The 21,220-nt window shown below is 69.1% G+C and carries 22 protein-coding genes and 1 tRNA gene; 5 read left to right on the top strand and 18 right to left on the bottom strand.

What is annotated here, in order from left to right:
* Positions 1-35: 35 nt before the first annotated feature.
* The 4 genes from dnaJ to lepA form a co-directional block, all read right to left on the bottom strand.
* Entirely contained in the window at positions 36-1,154 is a 1,119-nt protein-coding gene (gene dnaJ, locus WC971_09880) for a molecular chaperone DnaJ (GenBank protein MFA5845122.1), read from the bottom strand.
* Positions 1,151-2,161, bottom strand: a complete 1,011-nt coding sequence (gene hrcA / locus WC971_09875; protein MFA5845121.1) for a heat-inducible transcriptional repressor HrcA — start codon at positions 2,159-2,161, stop codon at positions 1,151-1,153. The genes dnaJ and hrcA overlap by 4 nt, the downstream gene beginning before the upstream one ends.
* 71 nt (positions 2,162-2,232) lie before the next feature.
* Positions 2,233-3,414 carry a radical SAM family heme chaperone HemW gene (gene hemW / locus WC971_09870; GenBank protein MFA5845120.1) on the bottom strand — a complete coding sequence of 394 codons (1,182 nt, stop codon included), beginning with the start codon at positions 3,412-3,414 and terminating at the stop codon, positions 2,233-2,235.
* Complete coding sequence (gene lepA, locus WC971_09865; protein ID MFA5845119.1) at positions 3,407-5,212, bottom strand: translation elongation factor 4; 1,806 nt, start codon at positions 5,210-5,212, stop codon at positions 3,407-3,409. The genes hemW and lepA overlap by 8 nt, the downstream gene beginning before the upstream one ends.
* A gap of 142 nt (positions 5,213-5,354) precedes the next feature.
* Between lepA and rpsT the strand changes: the two genes are divergently transcribed.
* Positions 5,355-5,621, top strand: a complete 267-nt coding sequence (gene rpsT / locus WC971_09860; protein MFA5845118.1) for a 30S ribosomal protein S20 — start codon at positions 5,355-5,357, stop codon at positions 5,619-5,621.
* Here rpsT and holA read toward each other — a convergent pair.
* The 10 genes from holA to WC971_09810 form a co-directional block, all read right to left on the bottom strand.
* Entirely contained in the window at positions 5,618-6,598 is a 981-nt protein-coding gene (holA, locus tag WC971_09855) for a DNA polymerase III subunit delta (GenBank protein MFA5845117.1), read from the bottom strand. The genes rpsT and holA overlap by 4 nt on opposite strands.
* Positions 6,504-9,002: a DNA internalization-related competence protein ComEC/Rec2 gene (locus WC971_09850; protein ID MFA5845116.1), complete on the bottom strand. Its 2,499-nt coding sequence runs from the start codon at positions 9,000-9,002 to the stop codon at positions 6,504-6,506. The genes holA and WC971_09850 overlap by 95 nt, the downstream gene beginning before the upstream one ends.
* Entirely contained in the window at positions 8,999-9,697 is a 699-nt protein-coding gene (locus tag WC971_09845) for a ComEA family DNA-binding protein (protein MFA5845115.1), read from the bottom strand. Before WC971_09845 ends, WC971_09850 begins: the two co-directional genes overlap by 4 nt.
* 90 nt (positions 9,698-9,787) lie before the next feature.
* Positions 9,788-12,316: a leucine--tRNA ligase gene (gene leuS / locus WC971_09840; GenBank protein ID MFA5845114.1), complete on the bottom strand. Its 2,529-nt coding sequence runs from the start codon at positions 12,314-12,316 to the stop codon at positions 9,788-9,790.
* Between the two features lie 56 nt (positions 12,317-12,372).
* The gene (locus tag WC971_09835; GenBank protein ID MFA5845113.1) at positions 12,373-12,864 is read right to left on the bottom strand and encodes a hypothetical protein; all 492 of its coding nucleotides are present in this window, start codon (positions 12,862-12,864) and stop codon (positions 12,373-12,375) included.
* 60 nt (positions 12,865-12,924) lie between these two features.
* On the bottom strand, positions 12,925-14,157 hold the full coding sequence (locus tag WC971_09830) for a Fic family protein (GenBank protein MFA5845112.1): 1,233 nt from the start codon (positions 14,155-14,157) through the stop codon (positions 12,925-12,927).
* Between the two features lie 72 nt (positions 14,158-14,229).
* Entirely contained in the window at positions 14,230-14,628 is a 399-nt protein-coding gene (locus tag WC971_09825) for a PIN domain-containing protein (protein MFA5845111.1), read from the bottom strand.
* Entirely contained in the window at positions 14,618-14,923 is a 306-nt protein-coding gene (locus WC971_09820; protein MFA5845110.1) for an AbrB/MazE/SpoVT family DNA-binding domain-containing protein, read from the bottom strand. Before WC971_09820 ends, WC971_09825 begins: the two co-directional genes overlap by 11 nt.
* 36 nt (positions 14,924-14,959) lie before the next feature.
* Positions 14,960-15,781, bottom strand: a complete 822-nt coding sequence (locus WC971_09815) for a nucleotidyl transferase AbiEii/AbiGii toxin family protein (protein MFA5845109.1) — start codon at positions 15,779-15,781, stop codon at positions 14,960-14,962.
* Positions 15,778-16,419, bottom strand: coding sequence for a hypothetical protein (locus WC971_09810; protein MFA5845108.1), 642 nt, complete (start codon positions 16,417-16,419; stop codon positions 15,778-15,780). Before WC971_09810 ends, WC971_09815 begins: the two co-directional genes overlap by 4 nt.
* Positions 16,420-16,492: 73 nt before the next feature.
* Between WC971_09810 and WC971_09805 the strand changes: the two genes are divergently transcribed.
* The gene (locus WC971_09805; protein MFA5845107.1) at positions 16,493-16,768 is read left to right on the top strand and encodes a type II toxin-antitoxin system Phd/YefM family antitoxin; all 276 of its coding nucleotides are present in this window, start codon (positions 16,493-16,495) and stop codon (positions 16,766-16,768) included.
* Positions 16,769-16,773: 5 nt separating this feature from the next.
* Positions 16,774-17,040, top strand: a complete 267-nt coding sequence (locus WC971_09800; protein ID MFA5845106.1) for a type II toxin-antitoxin system RelE/ParE family toxin — start codon at positions 16,774-16,776, stop codon at positions 17,038-17,040.
* A gap of 3 nt (positions 17,041-17,043) precedes the next feature.
* Here the strand turns inward: WC971_09800 and WC971_09795 are convergent, their stop codons facing one another.
* Both WC971_09795 and WC971_09790 read right to left on the bottom strand, forming a co-directional pair.
* Positions 17,044-17,448 carry a type II toxin-antitoxin system VapC family toxin gene (locus tag WC971_09795; protein ID MFA5845105.1) on the bottom strand — a complete coding sequence of 135 codons (405 nt, stop codon included), beginning with the start codon at positions 17,446-17,448 and terminating at the stop codon, positions 17,044-17,046.
* The gene (locus WC971_09790; protein MFA5845104.1) at positions 17,441-17,722 is read right to left on the bottom strand and encodes a ribbon-helix-helix protein, CopG family; all 282 of its coding nucleotides are present in this window, start codon (positions 17,720-17,722) and stop codon (positions 17,441-17,443) included. Before WC971_09790 ends, WC971_09795 begins: the two co-directional genes overlap by 8 nt.
* Before the next feature lie 248 nt (positions 17,723-17,970).
* Between WC971_09790 and WC971_09785 the strand changes: the two genes are divergently transcribed.
* Positions 17,971-19,902: a DUF2075 domain-containing protein gene (locus tag WC971_09785; protein ID MFA5845103.1), complete on the top strand. Its 1,932-nt coding sequence runs from the start codon at positions 17,971-17,973 to the stop codon at positions 19,900-19,902.
* 28 nt (positions 19,903-19,930) lie between these two features.
* Here WC971_09785 and WC971_09780 read toward each other — a convergent pair whose 3' ends face one another.
* Both WC971_09780 and WC971_09775 read right to left on the bottom strand, forming a co-directional pair.
* Positions 19,931-20,863: an HNH endonuclease gene (locus tag WC971_09780; GenBank protein MFA5845102.1), complete on the bottom strand. Its 933-nt coding sequence runs from the start codon at positions 20,861-20,863 to the stop codon at positions 19,931-19,933.
* A 93-nt stretch (positions 20,864-20,956) separates the two neighbouring features.
* Positions 20,957-21,032 (bottom strand) — tRNA-Ala (locus WC971_09775).
* Between WC971_09775 and WC971_09770 the strand changes: the two genes are divergently transcribed.
* On the top strand, positions 21,025-21,220 hold a 196-nt coding region (locus WC971_09770), incomplete at its 3' end, for a hypothetical protein (protein MFA5845101.1). The two genes, WC971_09775 and WC971_09770, sit on opposite strands and share 8 nt — an antisense overlap.

Below are 21,220 nucleotides of genomic sequence, written 5' to 3'. Positions count from 1 at the left end.
GAGGAGGCCCGCCAGGAAGAAGCGCGGGTGCGACATCAGCCGCCCAGCCAGTCCCGGAGGCGCTGCAGGGGCGTGCGACGCGAGCGATCGCCGAACGTGCCGGCGAGCTCGCGCAGGAGCTCCTTCTGGTGCTTCGTCGGCTTGCGCGGGACCTCGACGTCGAGATGGACGTAGAGGTCGCCTCGGCTGCCGCCGAGCCGCGGCATCCCGGCGCCTCTCACGCGCACCGCATCGCCGTGCTGCGAGCCGCTCGGCACGTCCACGTCGACGTCGCCCTCCAGGCCCGGCACGCTGACGACCCCGCCGAGCGCCGCCTGGGCGATGTCTACCGTCGCGCGCCCGTGCAGGTCGTCTCCTTGGAGATGTAGGTATTCGTGCTGGACGAGCGACACGCCGACGATGAGGTCGCCGCCGGACGCGCCGCGCAATCCGGCCTCGCCCTTGCCGCCGAGACGCACCGTGGTGCCGTCGCGCGCTCCGGCTGGGACGTCGATCTTCACGGTCTCGACCAGCGGCATCCGCCCGCTCCCGTCGCACGCCGCGCAGGGCTTGTCGACGGCCCGTCCCGTCGCGGCGCAGCGAGCGCAGGCCGCCACGGTCTCCATCATCCCGAACAGCGTCTTCCGGCCGACCCTACGCCGGCCAGAGCCGCCGCAGTCCGGGCACGTCACGACGGACCCGCCCTCGGCGGCGCCCGAACCGGCGCACTTCTCACACGGCGCGAGACGCTGGACGCGAAGCTCCTTCGTCACGCCGGTCGCGGCCTCCTCCAGCGTCACCCCGATCCGCGCGGTCATGTCGCGGCCCTCCGGGCTCGCCGGGCGCGCACCGCCCATGCCGCCCATGAATGCCGAGAAGATGTCGTCGAGACCGAAGCCGAACACGTCGCCGACGTCGGCGGGGAACCCGGTACCCATGCGGGGGTCCGCTGTGCCGTAACGGTCGTACATCGACCGCTTCTCGGGGTCGGAGAGCACCTCGTACGCCTCGTTGATCTCCCTGAAGCGCTCGTCGGCCTCTCCGTGGTCGGAGACGTCCGGATGCGTCTCGTGCGCCTTGCGCCGGAACGCCTTCTTGATCTGACTGTCGTCGGCGTCCCGAGACACCCCGAGGACGTCGTAGTAGTCCTTCGTCCCGCTCGCCACGCGCGTCACGCCCCGTACATCGCGCTGGAGAGGCCGTCGGCCACGCAGCGCACGGCGGACATCGCGCGGGCGTACTCCATGCGGGTCGGGCCGATGAGACCGACCACGCCGCCGTCCGACCCGCCGTACGCGGCCGCCACGAAGCTCAGCCGGCCGAGCTCGGCGATGTCGTTCTCGTGGCCGATGCGCACCGTCACGTCCTCGGCCGAGGCGCTCTCGCCGAGCGCACGCAGGAAGGCGACGCCGTTCTCGAGCACCGCCACGAGCGGGCGGATCACCTCGGGATCGGCGAACTCGGGCTGTGCGAGCAGCGCGGAGACGCCCGCGTGATGGAGACGGTCGCGGTCGGCCTCGACGAGGCACTCCGCTACGTCGGTGAGCAGCCCCGCAGCGACCGCGTCGCCGTCCGTGCCCGCGAGCGGTTCCCGCAGGGCGCCGACCTCGGCTGCGACACGGCCGTCGAGATGCGCGTTCAGCGTGCGTTCCGACGCGGCGAGCGCCTCCTCCCCGATGGGGTCGGCGAACTCGACCGGCCGGTTGACCACCTGCCCGCCATCGGTGACCACGACGACGAGGACCCGGCGCGGGCCCATCGGCACCAGAGAGACGCGGCGGATCCTCGCGCGGCGCGGCATCGGCGCCACGGCGACCGCGGCGTAGCCGCTCAGCCTCGCCAGCACCTGGGCCGTCTCGCGCATGAGATCGTGGAACTCGACCTCGAGCTCCCCGAGGGTCCGGCGCACGCCCGCCGCTTCCTCCGGCGTGAGACATTCCGATGGTGCGAGGTCGTCGACGAAGACCCGGTAGCCCGAGTCGGTGGGCACGCGCCCCGACGAGACGTGCGGCTGGAAGACGAGGCCCGTCTCCTCGAGCGCGGCGAGGTCGTTGCGCACGGTCGCCGGAGAGCAGCGCAGGCGGGAGCGGTCGACGATGGAGCGCGACGCGACCGGCTGGGCGCTGTGCACGTACTCCTCGACGAGCGCGGACAAGACGATGCGGCGGCGGTCGTTCAGCATGTGAGGCTCCTGTGGTTAGCACTCGACCCGCGCGAGTGCCAACCGATGGTAGGGCGCGCGGTTCGCGGGTGTCAAACCGTCCAGACCGCGCCGAAGACCTCGTTGCCGAGGAGCCAGCCTTGCTGGGTGGTGCGCCAGCGAGGTCCGTCGGCGCCGGCGTGGACCTCCACGAGGCCGCGCTCGCGGAGCTCTTCAAGCGTCGCCTTCAGTCCCGCCGCGTCGACCTGCGAAGTGGAGACGCCCGCCGTCATGCGCAAGCGCAGCATCACGTCCTCGCGCGCGGCGTCGTCGGGGGCGAGGTACTCCCCTCCCGGTGACGGTCCTTCGAGGACGAAGCGCACGCGGCCTCCCGAGGCGTCCACGGGGATGCCGGCGACCACGTCGAGACCCGCGGCCCGGTACGTCTCCAGCGGGAGCATGCTCGCCGCCGAGGGACCGGCGCCGAGGTAGGCGCCACCCGTCCAGTACACGATGTTGTGGCACGACTGGTAGCGGGACGCGGCGTAGTTCGCGACCTCGTAGCGCGGCAGGCCGGACGCGGCGAGAGCGACCTCGGCCGCGAGCATCATGTCCGCCGCGACGTCGGGGTCGGGAGCCGGCGCCTCGCCCGACGCGATCGCGGCGGCGAGCGGCGTGCCCTCCTCCACGGTGAGCGGGTAGACCGAGATGTGACGCGCCCCGCTCGCTACGGCGCGCTCGAGCGTCTCGTCCCAGGACGCGAACGTCTGGCCCGGCACGCCGCAGATCAGGTCGAGCGAGAATCGGACGTCGGCGCTGTCGAGCACGCGAGCGGCTGCGGAGGCCCGCGCCGCGGAGTGCGGGCGGCCCAGCGTGCGCAGCACGGCGTCGTCGAAGCTCTGCACGCCGAGCGAGATGCGCGTGACCCCGGCATCCACGAGCGCCGCGACGAGCGCGGGGCCGCACGAGTCGGGGTTCGCCTCGACCGTCACCTCCGCATCGTCGCGAAGGCCGATCTGCTCGCGCAGTCCGCGCACGAGCACGACGAGCGACTCGCCGAGGACGGTGGGGGTGCCTCCGCCGACGTAGAGCGTCGGCACGTCGGTCAGCAGGCCCGCCCTACCCGCAGCCGCCAGCTCGTCGACGCGCCGAAGCGCGGACTCGACGAACGGGACGAACTCCTCCTGGGAGCCGGGGACCGAGTGGAAATCGCAGTACGCGCACTTGGCGCGGCAGAACGGGACGTGCACGTAGAGCGAGACCGGCAGCGCGGTGCCCGGCGCCCGCTCAGTCATCGACCTTCAGGATGGCCATGAACGCCTCCTGCGGGACCTCGACGTTGCCGACCTGCTTCATGCGCTTCTTCCCCTTCTTCTGCTTCTCCAGCAGCTTGCGCTTGCGCGTGATGTCGCCGCCGTAGCACTTCGCGATGACGTCCTTGCGCTTCGCTTTGACGGTCTCGCGGGCGATGATGCGGCTGCCGATGGCAGCCTGGATGGGCACCTCGAACATCTGCCGAGGGATGATCGCGCGCAGTTTCTCGGTGAGCACCTTGCCCCGCGCGTACGCTTTGTCCTTGTGGACGATGAACGACAGCGCGTCGACCGGCTTGTTCGCAAGCAGCACGTCGAGCTTGACCAGGTCGCTCGGGCGGTAGCCGAGGAACTCGTAGTCGAGGGAGGCGTAGCCCTTCGTACGGCTCTTGAGCTGGTCGAAGAAGTCCATGATCAGCTCGGAGAGCGGCATCTCGTAGTGCATGTCGACCGTCGTCGGCGAGAGGTACTGCATGTCGACGAACGTCGCGCGATGGCCGTCACAGAGCTCCATCACCGCGCCGACGTACTCCGGCGGCACGAGGACCGTCGCCTTGAGGTACGGCTCCTCGATGCGGTCGACGGCGCCCGCCTCCGGCATGTCCTGCGGGGAGTGGACCACGACCTCCTCGCCGTTCGTGCGGAAGACGTGGTACTCGACGCTCGGCGCCGTCGCGAGCAGGTCGAGCGTGAACTCGCGCTCGAGACGCTCCTTGACGATCTCCATGTGGAGAAGACCCAGGAAGCCGCAACGGAAGCCGAAACCGAGCGCGTGACTGGTCTCGGGCTCGTAGATGATCGCGGGGTCGTTGAGGCGCATCTTGTCGAGCGCGTCGCGCAGCTCGGGGTACTGGTCGCCGTCGATGGGATAGAGACCGGTGTAGACCATCGGCTTGACGTCGCGGTATCCCGGCAGCGCCTCGGCGGCGCCGTGCTTCGCGAGCGTCACCGTGTCGCCGACCTTCACGTCGGCGGGGTCCTTCATGCCGGTCACGAGGTAGCCGACCTCGCCGACACCGAGCTCGTCGACCGGCGTGTGGACCGGGCGCCTGACGCCGACCTCCTCGACATCGGTGACGGTCTTCGTCGCCATCAGGCGGACCTTCATGCCCTTGGCGATGCGGCCGTCGATGACGCGGATGAGAGCGACGACGCCGCGATACGGGTCGAAGAACGAATCGAAGATGAGCGCCTTCAGCGGCGCCGAGGGATCGCCGACGGGGTGGGGCACGCGCCGCACGACCGCTTCGAGCGCCGCGCGCACGCCCTCGCCGGTCTTGCCGCTCGCGAGCACGGCGTCGTCGGCGGGGACCGCGAGGACCTCCTCGATCTCGTGGCGCACGCGCTCGGGATCGGCGGCCGGCAGGTCGATCTTGTTGATGAGCGGCACGATCTCGAGGTGCGCGTTCATCGCCATCAGCGCGTTCGCGACGGTCTGCGCCTCGACGCCCTGCGCCGCGTCGACCACGAGGAGCACGCCTTCGCACGCCGCGAGCGAACGGGAGACCTCGTAGGTGAAGTCGACGTGGCCAGGCGTGTCGATGAGGTTGAGCGTGTACGTCACGCCGTCGTCCGCGGAGTAGAGGACCCGGACCGCCTGGGCCTTGATGGTGATCCCGCGCTCGCGTTCGATGTCCATCGAGTCCAGGACCTGCTCCATCATGTCCCGGTCCTCGATGGTGTGCGTGAGCTCGAGCACGCGGTCGGCGATGGTCGACTTGCCGTGGTCGATGTGCGCGATGATGGAGAAGTTCCGTATGAGGCGGGGGTCGGTCGTCACCGCGCCAGCATAGCAGCCGACGCGACCCCGCGCACGGCCCCGCGCGCGCTTTACCCTCTTCGCGGGCGTGTGGTAGGATTGCCGGGTTCGTCCGCCGCCCCACTGCGCGACGGGCACTGACCACACGAGAGGAACCGAGAACGTGGCCAACATCAAGAGCCAGAAGAAGCGGAACCTGACGAACGCGAAGGCCGCCGCACGCAACAAGGCAGTCCGCTCATACGTGAAGACCGTCGTCCGCCGCGTGAACGAGACCGTCGAAGCGGGCGACAAGGCCGCCGCGGTGGCCGCGGAGCGCGTCGCCGCCCGTGCGTTGGACAAGGCGGCGAGCAAGGGCGTCATCCACAAGAACCAGGCGGCCAACCGCAAGTCGGGCATCCGCAAGCTCGTCGAGAAGCTCGAGGGCTAGCCGGCCCTCCCGCACACCGACAGCACCCAGCGTTCCAGCGCGAGCCGGGCATCCACCCGGCTCGTCTTGCGTCCGGCCTCCATCTCGGTGGCGTCCCGCAGCGCTCGCGTGAGCTGTTCCACGCGGAACTTCTCGGCCTGGCGCGCGAGGTTGCGCATCTGCCAGTCCTGCATGCCGATCTCGCGCGCTATCGCCGACTGCGACATGCCGCGGTCGAGGAGCGCGCGAACGCTGGTGAGGCCGCGCACGTGACGCACGGCCATCGCCTCGATGCGCTCCGGGGCGTCGCCCGAAGCGATGAGGTCGCTCATGAGCCCCAACGCCTTCCCGCCGTCCCGCATCCCCATCGCGTCGAGGAACTCGAAGATCGAGGGCGGCGCGGTGGACGCGACGACAGCCGCCACGTCGGCGCGCGACAGCATCACCGCTTCACCGGCGAACGCGCAGACTTTGTCGACCTCCGTCATGAGGCGTTGCAGGTCGTGACCGACCGCATGGACAAGCGCGTCCGCGACGTCGAGGCCGACGGTCTTGCCACGTTCCTGGAACATCCGCACGACCTCGCCCGAGTACTGGTTCTTCTTCGGAGCCGCGTACTCGAAGACGCCGCCGATGGCATCCACGGCCTTGTAGAGTCTCGTGTTCTTGGCGATCTTCGCCGCGACGAGCACCAGGCACGTCGTCAGCGAAGGATCCTTCGCGTACGCGGTGAGCTCTTCCAGGTCGGCGGCGGACATCTTCTCGACGTCGTCCACGACCACGAGACGCCGGCCGGCCATGAACGGCAGGGTGTTCGCCGCCGAGACGACCATGTCGGCCGTCGCGGTCTCCCCGTCGAACGTGTCGGAATCGAAGTCGGCGTCCCCCGCTTTCGCGATGCGGTCACGCAGGCGGCGGACCGCGGCTTCGAGCATCACGGGTTCCGCGCCGTGGATGAGGTAGACCGCCTTGAGGTCGCTCAGGTCGCGCGTCGCCATGCGAAGCCTTCCGCAGCCGGTCTGGAGCAGGACCCATTCTCGCACACGCACTCTCGCGGCTGCCACGGCCACGGCCGACCTTCACGGCCCACGCCGTCGCCGAGACGCGCACCGTCACGTCGCCGTCGCGATCGGTCCGCAACACGCGCGCACCGTAGGACGCGAGCAGCCGCAACGCCGTCGGCGTCGGATGCCCGAACGGATTGGCGGCACCCACGCTGATGACGGCAACGCGCGGACGCAGCGCCTCGAGTACCGTGTCGTTCAGGCCCGCCGCACTGCCGTGGTGCGGCACCTTCAACATGTCTACCCGGGGAAGCAGGCCATCGCCCGCGAGTGCGCCCAGGACGTCGGCCTCGGCATCGCCGCACAGCAGCGCCGAGAACCGCCCGAAGCGAGCGAGCAGGACGACGCTCCCCGCGTTCGCCGACTCCGGCTCGTCACCGGCGCGCGGCCAGAGGGCCTCGAGCCGCCAGCGGCCCGCTTTCGCGACACTGCCGGCCGCCACCGGAAGGACCGGGACACCGCGCACGTCGAGTCCTGCCGTCTTCTCGCAATCCGCCGTCTCGACCGCGCTGCCGGCGATCCAACCGGACCGCACGATGCCGCGCAGCCCCGCCAAGCCCGCCGTGTGGTCGTCGTGCGCGTGCGTGAGGATGATCCCGTCGAGCCGGCGGATGCCTTCCCGCCCCAGGGCGCGGCGCAGGGCCGTCCCGTCGGGACCGGTGTCGACGAGGACGGCGTGCGCACCGTCGCGCACGAGCACGGCGTCTCCCTGACCGACGTCGAGGACGACGATCTCCGACCCGGCAGCGACCGAAGGGCCCAGCGCCACCGCGACCATGACCGTAGTCGAAGCAAGCGCCAGACAGCGCGCGACGGTGCGGCTTCCGGGGTGCGGCCAGAACGCCCAGACCGCGGCGATCCCCGCGATCCAGGCGGGTATCGCGAACGCCGGGAGGCCCGCGGTCGGTATCGCGGCGCCCGGGAGCCGCGCGATCCACGCCGCGATCCACGCCGACCCCGCAAGCAGCATCGCGGCGACACGCAGGAGCAGCTTGGACGGTGCTGCGAGCGGGGACGCGAGCGCACCGCACACGCCGAGCGTGAGCGCGGGCGGGATGAGCGGCAACACGACGACGTTCGCTACCGGGGCGACGATCGAGACCATCCCGAAGGTCGCGGCGGCGACCGGCAGCGTCGTCGCCTGCGCGGTCAGGGTCCACGCGAGCGGCATGACGATCCGCTCGGACGAGCGCTCGGGCAGCGCCGCGCCCGTCCACTCGGTCGCCAGGCCGCCGAAGAACAGAAGTCCTCCGACGGCGAGCACCGACAGACGCAATCCCACGTCGAAGACCGACCACGGCTCGCACGCGACGATCGCCGTCACTGCCAGCGGCAGCGCCGCGAGGCCGTCCGCGCGCCGTCCCGCCAGGGTCGCGCTCCCGGCAGCGACGACCATGCCCAGCGCGCGCAGCGCGGAGCGCTGGAACCCCGTCACCACCGCGAATGCAGCGCCCGCCGCCATCGTCCCGAGCACCTGCGACCAGCGCGGGGCCCTCGCGCGGCGCAGCAGCGCACCGATACCCAGCGCGACGAGCCCGAGGTGGTCTCCCGAGACCGCGAGGATGTGCGATAGCCCGAGCGCTCGGAAGTCGTCCTCGACCGGGGTGCCGGCGACTCGCCTCCGGTCGCCGAGGAGTATCCCGGTGAGAAGATCGCCGCCCGCGCCCGGGATGTCCGCGACCCGGCGCGCGACCGCCGCACGCCAGCGCAGCAGCGCGCCCACGGGACCCGGGCGCCACCCGAGCGTGCGGGCGCGCCACGCCCGGCCGGACGCGCACTCCCCGCGACGGGCGGACGGCCGTGACCACGGCTTCGCGGCGTCGGGCGTGCGCAGGACCGCCGAGAACGCCACGGCCTGCCCGAGGGAGGGCACGGGCGTCGCTTCGGGCCAGCCCACGCGCACGACGGCGCGTCGCGCGACGGGAGCGGAGAGCCGCACGAGGACGACCGGTCCGTACTTCCCGTCCGCCGGGTCCGCCACGACGACGCCGCGCCAGTCGATCGCCCCCGCGTCCGCGCAGGTCGCGCCGGATGCGCGCCACCAGCCGCCGTACGCCAGCGACAGCGTCCCGCCGAGTGCGGCGCCGATGAGGACGACGCACGCTGCCCGCGGCCAGCGCGCCGCACGTGGGCGTCGCACGGCGTACGCGCAGGCCAGAGCGGCCGCGCACGCGATCCCCACCATCGCCCACGCCCGCTCGACGCCGCCTCCCGCGGCGTACGCGCGCCAGCTCGCCGACTCCCCCGCCGTCGCGCCCGCCCACAGCGCGACGGCGAACCACACCGTCGCGGGCAGGGTCGGACGCCGCGACTCGTGTTGCGGCGACGCTGCGCTCATCCCGCGGTGACCAGGTCGCGCAGGGCGTCGAGCTTCTTCGGGCCGATGCCGGGGACGCGCAGCAGGTCGTCGACTCGCCTGAACGGCCCGTTCGAGCTGCGGTCCTGGACGATCCTCTGCGCCGTCGCCGGCCCGATGCCCGGCAGCGTGTCGAGCAGCGCCTCGTCGGCCGTGTTGATGTCGACGCGACCACCGGGGCTCGCCCTCGCCTCGGCGGCGCCGACCGCCTGTCCCGACCCCGCCGCAGGTACCCCGGCGGCGGCCGCGCGCTCGGCTTCCGCTTGCGTCGGGACCCTCACCTGCTCGCCGTCCTGCAGCACGCGCGCGAGATTGATCGCATCGGCGCGGCCGGAGCCCAGCACACCACCCGCGAGCTCGATCGCCTCCCCGACGCGACTCCCGGCGGGAAGCTCGTAGACGCCCGGACGGCGCACGGCGCCGACGACGTGCACGAACACGCGCGGCGCCTCGACGGCGGCCGTGGCCGACGCTGACTCCGCCGGAGCGGTAGCGGCCGCTTCCGGCGCAGCGAACGGCTCCGCCGCCTCGGTCGCACGCGGCCAGAACCGCCACGCCGCCCACAGCGCGATCGCCACGCACGCCGCGACGAGCCACACCAGCGCGGACGAGGGCACGCCGCCGAGACCGGCGCGCGCCGCCAGCTCGTCGAGCCGTTCCTTGGTACCCTCGCGCACGGACGCCCCCTCACCCGGCGGGCGGAGGGGGCGTCCGGATCGTCACTCGCTATCTGACCACGCGGGCCTTACCGGGCTTTCACCGGTATCTCACCCGGCGACGATGCTCACGAGCCTCCCGGGGACGACGAGCACTTTGCGCACCGTCATGCCCTCGAGGTTGCGCACGATGTTCGGCAGCGCGAGCGCGGCGGCCTCGACGGCCTCGCTCGAAGCGTCGGCCGCGACGACGAGCCGGTCGCGGACCTTGCCGTTGACCTGCACCGCGATCTCGATCTCATCCGCGGCGGCCGCGGCGGCGTCGAAGACCGGCCACGCGCGGCGGTGCACCGAGCCGGTCCCGCCGAGCACCTCGCGCCAAAGCTCCTCGGCGGCGTGCGGCGCGATCGGCGCGAGCAGCGCCGTCACGCCCTCGGCGACCTCGCGCAGCAGCGCCGCGTCGCGCTGAGGAGCGGGCGTGTCGCGACGGTAGTCGTTCGCGGCGTTCACGAGCTCCATGAGCGCGGAGATCGCCGTGTTGAATTGAAAGCGTTCGATGTCCTCGCTCATGCGCCGTATCGTCACGTGCAGCGCACGCCGCAGCGCCTTCGCGGCCGCGTCGCCGCCGGCACCCGCGCCGCCACTCTCCCCGGCGATCTCGCCGACGAGCCGCCACACGCGTCCCAAGAAGCGGTGCATGCCGTCGAGGCCCTCGTAACTCCACTCGAGATCCTTGTCGGGCGGCGCCATGAACAGGATGTAAGCGCGCAGCGTGTCGGCGCCGTAGCGCGCGATCATGTCCTCCGGCGCCACGACGTTGCCCCTGCTCTTCGACATCGTGTGGCCGTCGAGCTTGACCATCCCCTGCGTGAGCAGGTTCGTGAACGGCTCGTCGAAGTCGAGCAGCCCCATATCGCGCAGGACCTTCGTGAAGAAGCGCGAGTAGAGCAGGTGGAGGATCGCGTGCTCGATGCCGCCGATGTACTGGTCGACCGGCATCCAGTAGCCGACCTTCGCCTTGTCCCAGATGGCGGCGTCGTTGCGAGCGTCGCAATAGCGCAGGTAATACCAGGAGGAACACGTGAAAGTGTCCATCGTGTCGGTCTCGCGCCGGGCGGCGCCGCCGCAGCGCGGACAAGTCGTCTCGTAGAACTCGGGGTGGTCGGCGAGCGTCTCGCCTTTGGTGATGTCGACGTCCTTCGGCAGTCGCACCGGCAGGTCGGCCTCCGGCACCGGCACGAGCCCGCACGCCGGGCAGTGGATCGCCGGGATGGGATTGCCCCAGTAGCGCTGACGCGAGATGAGCCAGTCGCGAAGGCGGAAGTTGATCGCAGCCTTCCCCGCCCCGCGGCGCTGCAGCCACTCGGTGACCGAGCGCATCCCCTCGGAGCCCTTGCCGGCGGGAAGACCGGTGAAGTCGCCCGACTGCACCATCACGCCCGGGCCGTCGTAGGCGACCTCCCAGGTCACGTCGGCCATCGTGCGCTCGCGTGTGGCGCCGAGCTCGGCCGCCAGCGGATCGTCGTCCGCCACCACCACCGGCGGGATCGGCAAGCCGTACTTGCGCGCGAACTCGAAGTCGCGCTGGTCTCCGCAGGGCACGGCCATGACGGCGCCCGTGCCGTAGCCCATCAGCACGTAGTCGGCGACCCAGACCGGCACCTTCTCGCCGTTGACCGGGTTCACGACGTAGCGGCCGGTGAAGGCGCCCTGCTTCTCGCGCTCGCCCGCCTCGCGCTCGACGGCCGTCTCGCGGGCAGCCGCGACGCGCAGCGCGGTGACGTCGGCCTCCCAAGGCGTGCCGCTCACGAGGCGCCCTACGAGCGGATGCTCCGGCGCGAGCAGGAAGAACGTGCAGCCGAAGAGCGTGTCCGGCCGCGTCGTGAAGACGGTGATCGTCTCGTCCGTGGGCTGTCCGGCCTCGTCGCAGAGCGTGAAGTCGACGTGTGCGCCCTCGCTGCGGCCGATCCAGTTCGCCTGCATCGTCTTGACGCGCTCGGGCCAGCCCGGCATCGCGTCGAGGTCGTCGAGGAGCTGCTGCGCGTACTCGGTGATGCGGTAGTACCACTGCTCGAGCTCGCGCTGGACGACGGGCGTCTTGCAGCGCCAGCACACACCGTCGCCGATGACCTGCTCGTTCGCGAGCACGGTCTTGCACGACGGGCACCAGTTCACGGGAGAGGACTTGCGCTCGACTAGGCCGCGCTCCCAGAACTTGATGAAGATCCACTGGCCCCAGCGGTAGAAGTCCTCGTCGCAGGTGACGACGGTGCGGTCCCAGTCGTAGCTGAAGCCCATGCGCTTGAAGGAGGCGGCCTGCTTCTCGATGTTCGCGTACGTCCAGGTGGCGGGGTGTGTGGAAGACTTGATGGCGGCGTTCTCGGCGGGAAGGCCGAAGGCGTCCCAGCCGATGGGATGGAGGACGGAGCGACCGTTCATGACGGCGTGGCGCGCGACGACGTCGCCGATGGTGTAGTTGCGCACGTGGCCCATGTGGATGTCGCCGGAAGGATACGGGAACATCTCGAGGACGTACTTCTTGGGCTTGGAGGCGTCCTCGACCGCGGCGTCCTGACGGTCGGCCGCCCAGACGGCCTGCCACTTCTCCTCGAACGCGTGCGGGTCGAACGGACGGGTCACGGGGGCCTCACATGTGACGGGGACGGTTCCCCCGCATGATAGCCGAGCAGGCCGCGTCAGACGACCTTCGCGGCGAGGCCGACGCCCCAGTGGCGCGCCTTGTCGATCTCGCCGTCGCGCAGCGGGCCGTACTTGCCCTTCACGATGAAGCGCTCGATGTTGCCCGCGCTGCGGTACCCGGCGCGATCGAGTCCGTCGGCGATGGTCTTGGCCGCGCTGCCCGGCGACCACCAGATGCGCGTCTCGAAGGAGGCGCCCACGCCCTTGCCCGCGGGCATCGAGTCGAGCCAGGAACGCATAGAAGGGCTCGAGAGGTCGGGTGTCCTGTTCGCCGGGTTCGAGCGGATACTCTCGCGCATGGCGTCCGTCGGGAGGCTGAAGCCGAGCAGCGGCGCGCCCGCGACGATGAGGTCGGCGCCGGTGACCACGTCCGCGGTCGCCTCCGAGGTGGACAGCGCCCGCGCATCTCCGCCGATGCCTACCGCGATGGCACGCGCGACGGCGGCCGTGTTACCCCAAAGCGATTCGTATACGACGATGGCCTTCATGTATATCCACCCTTCGTGTCGGAAGCCGTTAAACAGGTTCTCCCACAGGGGGTGGAGACGTCAAGGACGGGAACCGGGACTGGCCAACCGCCGTTCTAGCTCCGCGAACTCTTCGATCACCTCTCGCGCCTCGAACGCCCGATTGCGGCGGCCGACCGTCACCTGCCGCAGTATCCCCGCCCCTTCGAGTCTTGCCACCGCATCGTTCACCTGCGGCTTACTGCGGCCGAGAACCGCCATCGCGCTCTTCACGCTCAAGACCGGCGTCCCTGCCAGCATTCGAAGCAGCAGATCCACCGAGGACCCGGAACGGATGCGACCGAGCCGCGCGCGCCACTCGACCTCGATCTCGCGGCAGCGATCCTCGAAGACAGCGGCATCGTCCACCGCGCGGGTACACGCAGCGGCGAAGAAGCCGACCCATGCGTTGAGACCTTCATGCGCGGCAGGACTGCCGGGCGCGCCGCCGTGCCGGAACCCGGTGAGCCCGCTGATGTAGCCTTTCGCCCTGGTCGCAATGATGAGCGATATCGGTGGCTGGACGTGCGTCGACAGGCCGCGACGTCGGAGGACCAGATGCACCAAGGCGCGCCCGATGCGGCCGTTCCCGTCCGCGAACGGGTGGATGGTCTCGAACTGCGCATGGGCGATGGCTGCCTGCACCACCGCGGGCAGCGAATCGGAACTGCAGAACTCGCAGAGGTCGTCGAGCAGCGCCGGCACTTGCGCCGGCGGCGGAGGTACATACGCCGCCGAGCACGGGTTGTACGCGCTGCCGCCGATCCAGTTCTGGGCGACACGGATGCGCCCGGCGTGTGCTTGGAGGTCCGTGTCCCGCAACAGACGTCGATGGACTTCGAGGAGCGTTTCCGTGGTGAGTAGATCCCCGCCCTCGGCTGCGGTGAGCGCAGCGCGCATCGCCTCGATATTGCCCAGCACTTCTTCCGCGCTGACGTCCGCGGGCGACTCGCCCATCTGCCGTGCGGCTTCGGCTCGCAGAAGTCGCCGGGCGGAGACCTCGAGCCCCTCGATCCGTGATGAAGCCACGCATTCCGCTCGTATCAGGATGCGTGCGAGCGTCTCGGTGTCGGTGAGCGCGGAGACGCGGGTATCGAGCCGGGCGATCGCGGCTTCGGCATCGGCTACGTCCGCGGCCACTTCGCCGTCCAGAGATATCGGGCGATCGACCAGGGTGTCCGGCATGTACGCGTCGTATTCGCACGAGCGCCGGTCGGCCCGCGGCACGCCGCTGACCGCCTCGGAGATCCATCGCTGCCGGATGAAGTTTCCCATACCACACAACCTCTTTAGTAAGGTTTATAATCTAAACCTAACCAAGACGTCAAGCTGAAGGTCACCCAGGGTCTACGCGCGACCGTGTTCCCGGGCGATCGTCTGGGCGAGGACGCGATCGAGTGTGACGACTCGCCCGGCGCCCATCGCGTCCCTCGCGGCGAGCAGCGCGTCGACGAGGTCGAGCCGCGGCTCGTCGGCCATGATGCGCAACGCCTCGGTCACCAGCGGCGGATCCCACGAATCGAACGCGGCGGAATCCAGCAGCGCGAGCAGCGCGCCGGATATCTCGCGCGGGGACATGCCGAAGCGGCTGTGCAACACCCAGGCGGTCTCGGCGAGCACGCCCTCGGTCACGACGAGGCGCTCCTCGCACTCCTCGAGGTCGCGCACGAGCCGCTCGACGGCCGCGGCGTGCGGATCGGCCGGACCGGCGAGCACGGCGATCACCACGTTCGCGTCAGCGAGCAAAGGTGCCGTCTCCCGAGCTCACGTAGAGGACGTCGCCGACGCTCGCTTCCTGCTCCGAAGCGAAGTGTTCCTCGATGGCCTCGCGGTTCGTGATGGACCGAGGCTCGCGGCCGCCCATGTAGCGCGCCCTCACCTCTTCAGCCACCTCCAGCGTGGGACGACGCTTGCGCACGGTCGCATAGGCGCCGGCCACCTCGAAGACGAGCATGTCGCCCTCCTCGACGCCGAGGGCGCGACGGACCTCGACCGGAACGGTCACCTGGCCCTTCGACGTCATCCGCGCACGCGCCTCCATCGCTCCTCCTCGTTCGGTGATTCCTTACTTGTGAGGTTACTCCTTACCTGCGACACGGGCAAGGAGCGCGAACACCGCTTCACGGTCGAGTAGCGCAACGTCCTCTCGTCGCTCGAGCAAAGGCGACACATCCCGCTGCACCGCCGGCCAGTCGGCGGCCTCGAGACGCTCCCCAACGACGGAAGCCCAGCGCTCTGCCCGCTCTCCGACATCACCGTGCCCCCACTGCTCGAGCGCCGAGCGAAGCAGTCCGGCGTTCGGCGGCGGCTGGCCGGCGTCGCTCAGATACCAGACCAGGTCGTAGACGTCTCGGCCCTTGACCCAGTCCCCGGTGAGCAAGGCCGCCACCTTTCCGGCCATGAGCGAAGCCCGGTCGTGGTGCTGTATCCGCAGCGGCCGATGACGCATGACCGAGGTGACCTCGAGTCCGGCGCCCTCGGGCGGTCGCGTGTCCGTCTCGACTCTGACCGTGAACGTCTCGTCCGGGTGGGGGCTCAAGCCCAGCTCGTACATGAGACCCGACCAGCGCACGTCGATCCTGTCGATAGTCGTCTCCAGTCGAGAGCGCACGGCCACGTCGTAGCCTTCGAGCCGGAACGTGCCGAGGAGCGCGTCGGCGTACCGTTCGGGCTCGTAGCCGCCCTGCGGTCTTTCGAGACTGAAGTCGAGGTCCTCGGAGAAGCGCGGCAGCCCGTACACGAACCGAAGAGCGGTGCCGCCGACGAACGCGAGCGGTACGAACGCGCCTTCGGCCTGAAGCACGCCAAGGACGCGGGCCTGCAGGTACTCTCGGAGCACGTTGCGCGGCTGGAGAGCGGCCGGGGCATCCCGCAACGCCGCGCGGAGCACGTCCTTCACGTCCGCCACCCCCCTTGTTCGCCTTCCTGCTCGCGCAGGCCGAGCACGGCGTCCACGAAGTCGCGCACGTGGCGCGACCCCGAGCGTTCGGCGCCGGAGCGGAGGCGTTCGACGTCGACGCGCTCCAGGTTCTGCAGCCTGAGCTCGGACACCCACCTCGGATCACCGCTGTCCCGCTCCAGATACGCGAGGTCGAGAAGAGCCTTCTCCGACATCGCCAACAATGCGTTGTCGCCGCCGACGGCCTCCACCGAGGCTCCCCACAGCCAAGCGGGCTTGACGTGACGGTACTGGAACCGGCCGAGCGGAGTGTCCCGCTCTTGAGGCCTTCCGGTGGTGACGCTCGTGACGGCCTGCACCACGTCCGGGATGAGCCCGTGGTATGCGAGCGCCGACTGGAGACTGACGTACGACGGCTGGACTAGCAGGTTCGCCACGGCGAACACGTCGGTTCGCCGGCGCGCGTAAGGCTCTGCGAGCGCGTAGAGGCCTCGCCGCAACTGCACCAGGCGGCCGGCCTTCGTCCACCGGGACAGCTGACTCGCGACGTCGACACGGTCCACTTCGCCCGCGAGCAACAGGGACGACTCGAACACACCGAGATCGCCGACGGCCTCTAAGAGTTCGTCGTATCGCATGCTAACAATATGACATAAGCGTCATATTGTTGCAACACTTGACAGAATCGCACATATGACTACTATTCTGGTCATGTCAGAGACTCGCTCGCTCGCAGACGTCAAGGCCCACCTCTCCGAGATCGTCGATCTCGTCGAGAGTCAGCACGAGCGCGTCGTCATCACGCGCCACGGCCGGCCTGCGGCGATCATACTGAGCACCGACGACCTCGCGGGCCTGGAGGAGACGCTCGACATCCTCTCCTCGCCCGGGGCACTGGAGGAGATCCGCGCCGCGGAGGCCGACATCGACAGCGGAGCTTGTCTCACGGCAGCCGAGTTGCGCGCCAAGTACCTGTCGAAAGGCTAGTACCGGTGCCGTCCTACGAGCTCAGGTTCGCGGCTTCGGCCGAGCGCATGCTGGCCCGTCTGCCGGAGTTCGCCGCCGCCGCGATCGTCGAATTCGTCACGGGGCCGCTTCTGGAGAGCCCGCATCAAGTGGGTAAGCCCTTGGGACTCGAACTGGACGGCTACTACTCCGCGAGACGCGGCGCATATCGCGTGATCTACCGCATCGAGGACGAAAACGTGGTCCGGGTAGTCAGGGTAGATCACAGGGCCGACGTCTACCGACCTCGGTAGGCCTCACCCGACGACGACCACACCGCTCACGGCGGCGTGCGCTCGAGCGTTCGCCGAGTACAGCGTGGCGCCGAGGCGCTCGGCGAGCGCGGGCGCGAGGGCGTCGTAGAACGAGCAGCCCAGCTCGCGGCACTGGGCGAAGGCGGCCGCGGCGAGAGCGTCGTCGAGTCCGAGGACGGTGAGGTCCGCGCCGCGCAGGCTCGCCCACGTCCGCTCGCCGAGGTCCGCTCCCCCACGCCGGACCGCCACGGCGACCACCTCGTGGAAGAAGTGCGAGGAGACGACGATCCTCACGCGGTCCTCGCGGTGGTCTTCGAGCAGCGCCAGCGCCGCGTCGCGGCCGGCCTCGGGCTTGATCCACTTCACCCCGACCGACGAGTCGAGCACCACGAGAGGGCACTCACCCATGCTCGGCGTCTTCCCCGCGCACGTCCGCCAGGTAGTCGACGCCGGAGCGATCGTCGGGTCCCCACGCGCGCGCGATGTCCTCGAACCCGTCGAGGGCAGAGTCGATGCGCCGCCGCCGCTCCTTCGCGTACGCCGCCGACTTGCGCTGCGTGACATACGCGGCGGTCGCCTCGCGGATCACCGCGCTGCGCGTGAGACCATCCATCGCCGCGATGCCATCCACCTCGGCGACGAGGTCTTCGGGCAGAGAGACGCTGAACTTGTCGACGGGCATGGGCTGAGACCTCCCGGAAGGTCGTACCGTGCGGTCGTACCGATGGTAGCACCTGGGTGAGGAGGCGACAAGCGCACCCAGCAAACGCGAAGGCCGCCTCTCGGCGGCCTCGCAGCCCCGGGTCGCGACCCGGGGAAAGTCGTATCCCTCTTGTACCCCTGCGTCAACGCACACGTCAGGTGCCGCGAGACACTCCCCTCCTGCTATCCTCATCCCAGTACTTCCCTCCCACCTCCTCCGGAGGTCCTATGCTCGTCTACCAGGCGACCAAGTCCGAGTTCATGGACCACGTCGATCGTGACGTGATCGTCGAACGCATCAGTGACGCCTTCCGGCAGCGCGTTCACCGGCCCGCCGCCAGCGAAGTCCGCTCGTGGCGCAACTCGATGCAGTACATGTACAAGGTCCTCAACACCGACCGCATCCCCGCCACCTGCGGTGTCGCCATCGAGTTCGGAGTCCCATACACCGGGAGCCGTATCGACTTCCTGCTCACCGGCCGGGAGTCTGCCGCCGATGAGTCAGCGGTCATCATCGAGCTCAAGCAGTGGGACAAACTCGAGGCTGTCTATGGTAAGGACGGCATCGTCCGGACCTTCGTAGGCGGGGGTCACCGCGAGGTCAGTCATCCTTCCTACCAGGCGTGGTCGTACGCGAGAATGATCGAGGACTACAACGAGGCCGTCCGCGACGCCCAGGTCGTCCTGCAGCCCTGCGCGTATCTCCACAACTACTGTCTCGCTGACACCGATGACCCTCTGCTCGACCCTCGCTACGCCGAATACCTCGAGAAGGCGCCCGCGTTCTGCAACGGCGACGTGCCTCGCCTGCGCGATTTCATCTGCGGCCGCATCAAACTCGGTGACGACGGCGAAGTCCTCTACCGCATCGAGTCGGGCAAGCTCAGGCCGTCCAAGTCCCTGCAGGACGCGCTGACCGGCATGCTGGCCGGCAACGACGAGTTCGTCATGATCGACGACCAGAAAGTCGTCTTCGAGACAGCGCTCGAACTCGCCCGCCAGTCATACAAGACCGGGCGAAAGAACGTGCTCATCGTGCGGGGCGGCCCCGGCACCGGGAAGTCCGTCGTTGCCGTGAACCTGCTCGTGCGCCTGACCGCCGAGGATATGGTCTGCCAGTACGTGTCCAAGAACAGCGCGCCGCGCAACGTCTATTCCAAGCTGCTGCAGGCGCGACACAAGAAGGCGTTCATCCAGAACCTGTTCAAGAGTTCGGGGATGTACCTCGAGGCGCCCCGCAGCGGCTTCGACGCGCTAGTGGTGGACGAGGCGCACCGTCTCAACGAGAAGTCCGGGCTGTTCCAGAACCTCGGTGACAACCAGATCGCCGAGATCATCGACGCATCCAAGTTCAGCGTCTTCTTCATCGACGAGAACCAGCGCGTCACGATCAAGGACATCGGCACGGTCGACGACATCAGACAGCTTGCCAAGAAGGCCAGCGCCGACGTCTACGAGACATCCCTCAACTCTCAGTTCCGCTGCAACGGCTCCGACTCCTACCTCGAGTGGCTCGACGACGCTATCGGTATCCAGCCCGCCGAGAACGGGCGCACTCCGAATCTCGACTACGACTTCCGCGTGTTCGACGACCCGAACGAGATGTTCGCGGCCATCGCGCTCGCGAACGTGAGCAACAACAAGTCGCGCGTGGTCGCCGGCTACTGCTGGGAGTGGCCGACGCCCAGCAAGGGCGACCCCGACTACCACGACGTCGCTATCCCCGAATTGGGTTTCGCTAAGAGTTGGAACCTCGATACCACCACTACCTGGGCGATCGATCCGGATTCGGTCCACCAGATCGGCTGCATCCACACCGCGCAGGGCCTCGAGTTCGACTACGTCGGCGTCATCATCGGCGACGACATGCGTTTCGAAGACGGTCGCGTCGTAACCGACTACAAGCGCCGTGCGAAGTCGGACCAGTCGCTCAGGGGTATCAAGAAGATCGCGGATGCCGACCCCGCCCAAGCGCAGCGCCTTGCCGACGAGATGATCCGCAACACCTACCGCGTGCTCATGACGCGCGGGCTCAAGGGCTGCTTCGTGTTCTGCACCGATCCGGCACTCGCCGAGTACTTCAAGACGCGGCTGCCTCGCGCCTACGCACCCGCACGGCAGAACCCGCTGATGGCTGCCGAAGGCCAGCCGGAGGAGTGACTGCGACACGCGTATGCCGTGGTGGGACTTACCCCCGGTAGACGGCCTGCCCATGCCAATCGAGCAGCTCACGGCTCGGATACGACGCCGGATCGCTTGGCAGGTGCAGCCTGTCGCCTTGATGCTCGTAGTAGGCGCGACCGTTGTTGTACTCCTCGCGCAGGGCATCGCTGATCCGGAAGGCGTAATCCGGCGTGACGGTGACGTAGCCCAGGTCGAACAACTTATGCACGTCACTGCGCAGTAGAAGGCCGTTATCGACCGAATGAGCGCCGCCTTCCGCATACGGCTTGATGTGCGCGGCCTCGAGCACGGATAACGAGTGCTCGCCCGTGACTGCACACGCGCGGCCGTACGCGTCGAGCACCTCGACTCGGAATATGCCCTGCCCCAGGCGCGGCGAGATCTCAACAGGCTTGCCGTACCTTGGTGCGTCCTCTGCCACGAGCGCCGACGCGCCTCCCAGACCCTCGGCGCGCGCCATGCACTCGGTGAAGATGCGCAGACCCTCGCCCTCGGTCAGGGAGTATGTCTTGCCTGTGACGATGTTGGGCGCCCAGTCGTCGGCATCCGGAACCCACAACTCCCGCGGAAAGAAGACCGGCGCTGCGATCATCACGCAGCCGACATCGTAGTCGCCAGCGCGGTTGGACGGCTGGGACTTGAAGCGATTTCGGTACTTCTCGATGCGGCGCCTCATCTCGGCGAAATCGCTCGCACCGTTCTTGACCTGGAACGCCTCCCATGCGAGCCAGGCAGGCAAGACGCTGGAGTTGGCGAAGTATCCGAAGCCCGCGATCGCGTTGTACGGTGCCTTGAGACGGAAGAAGAACGGCGACCCTACGGGGACAGCGCCGAAGCTCCCGCCCGAAGGTTTCCAGAAGTTGACCTCGTCGATCCCCGGCTGCGAGCCGAGGAACGAATACCAGTCGTAGTCGGTGTTGGCGACGAATCCCCTCATGAGGCGATGGTATGCCTTGCTGGGACAAGCGCCAACACGTCCAACCGCAACACAGAACGACCCGCGCTCTCGCACGGGTCGTCTCAAAGTCTCTGGTGGAGCCAAGGGGGATCGAACCCCTGACCTCATGGCTGCCAGCCATGCGCTCTCCCAGCTGAGCTATGGCCCCACGTCTGGGCGCGCCGAAGCGCAAAAAGGAGTATACCAACCGCTTCGGGCCGGTCAAGCCGCCGCGTTGCCTCAGAAAGAATGTACTCGAAACCGATTCGATGCCTCAGAAGAAAAGGTACTCGAACCGGCCCACGCCGGATCGACCGGCGAAGGGCCACGAGGATGCCGCTTTCGATGCCAGAGAAG

The sequence above is a fragment of the Coriobacteriia bacterium genome, assembly GCA_041658765.1.
Lineage (GTDB): Bacteria > Actinomycetota > Coriobacteriia > Anaerosomatales > JBAZZO01 > JBAZZO01.
This window is presented reverse-complemented; position numbering and strand designations above follow the sequence as displayed.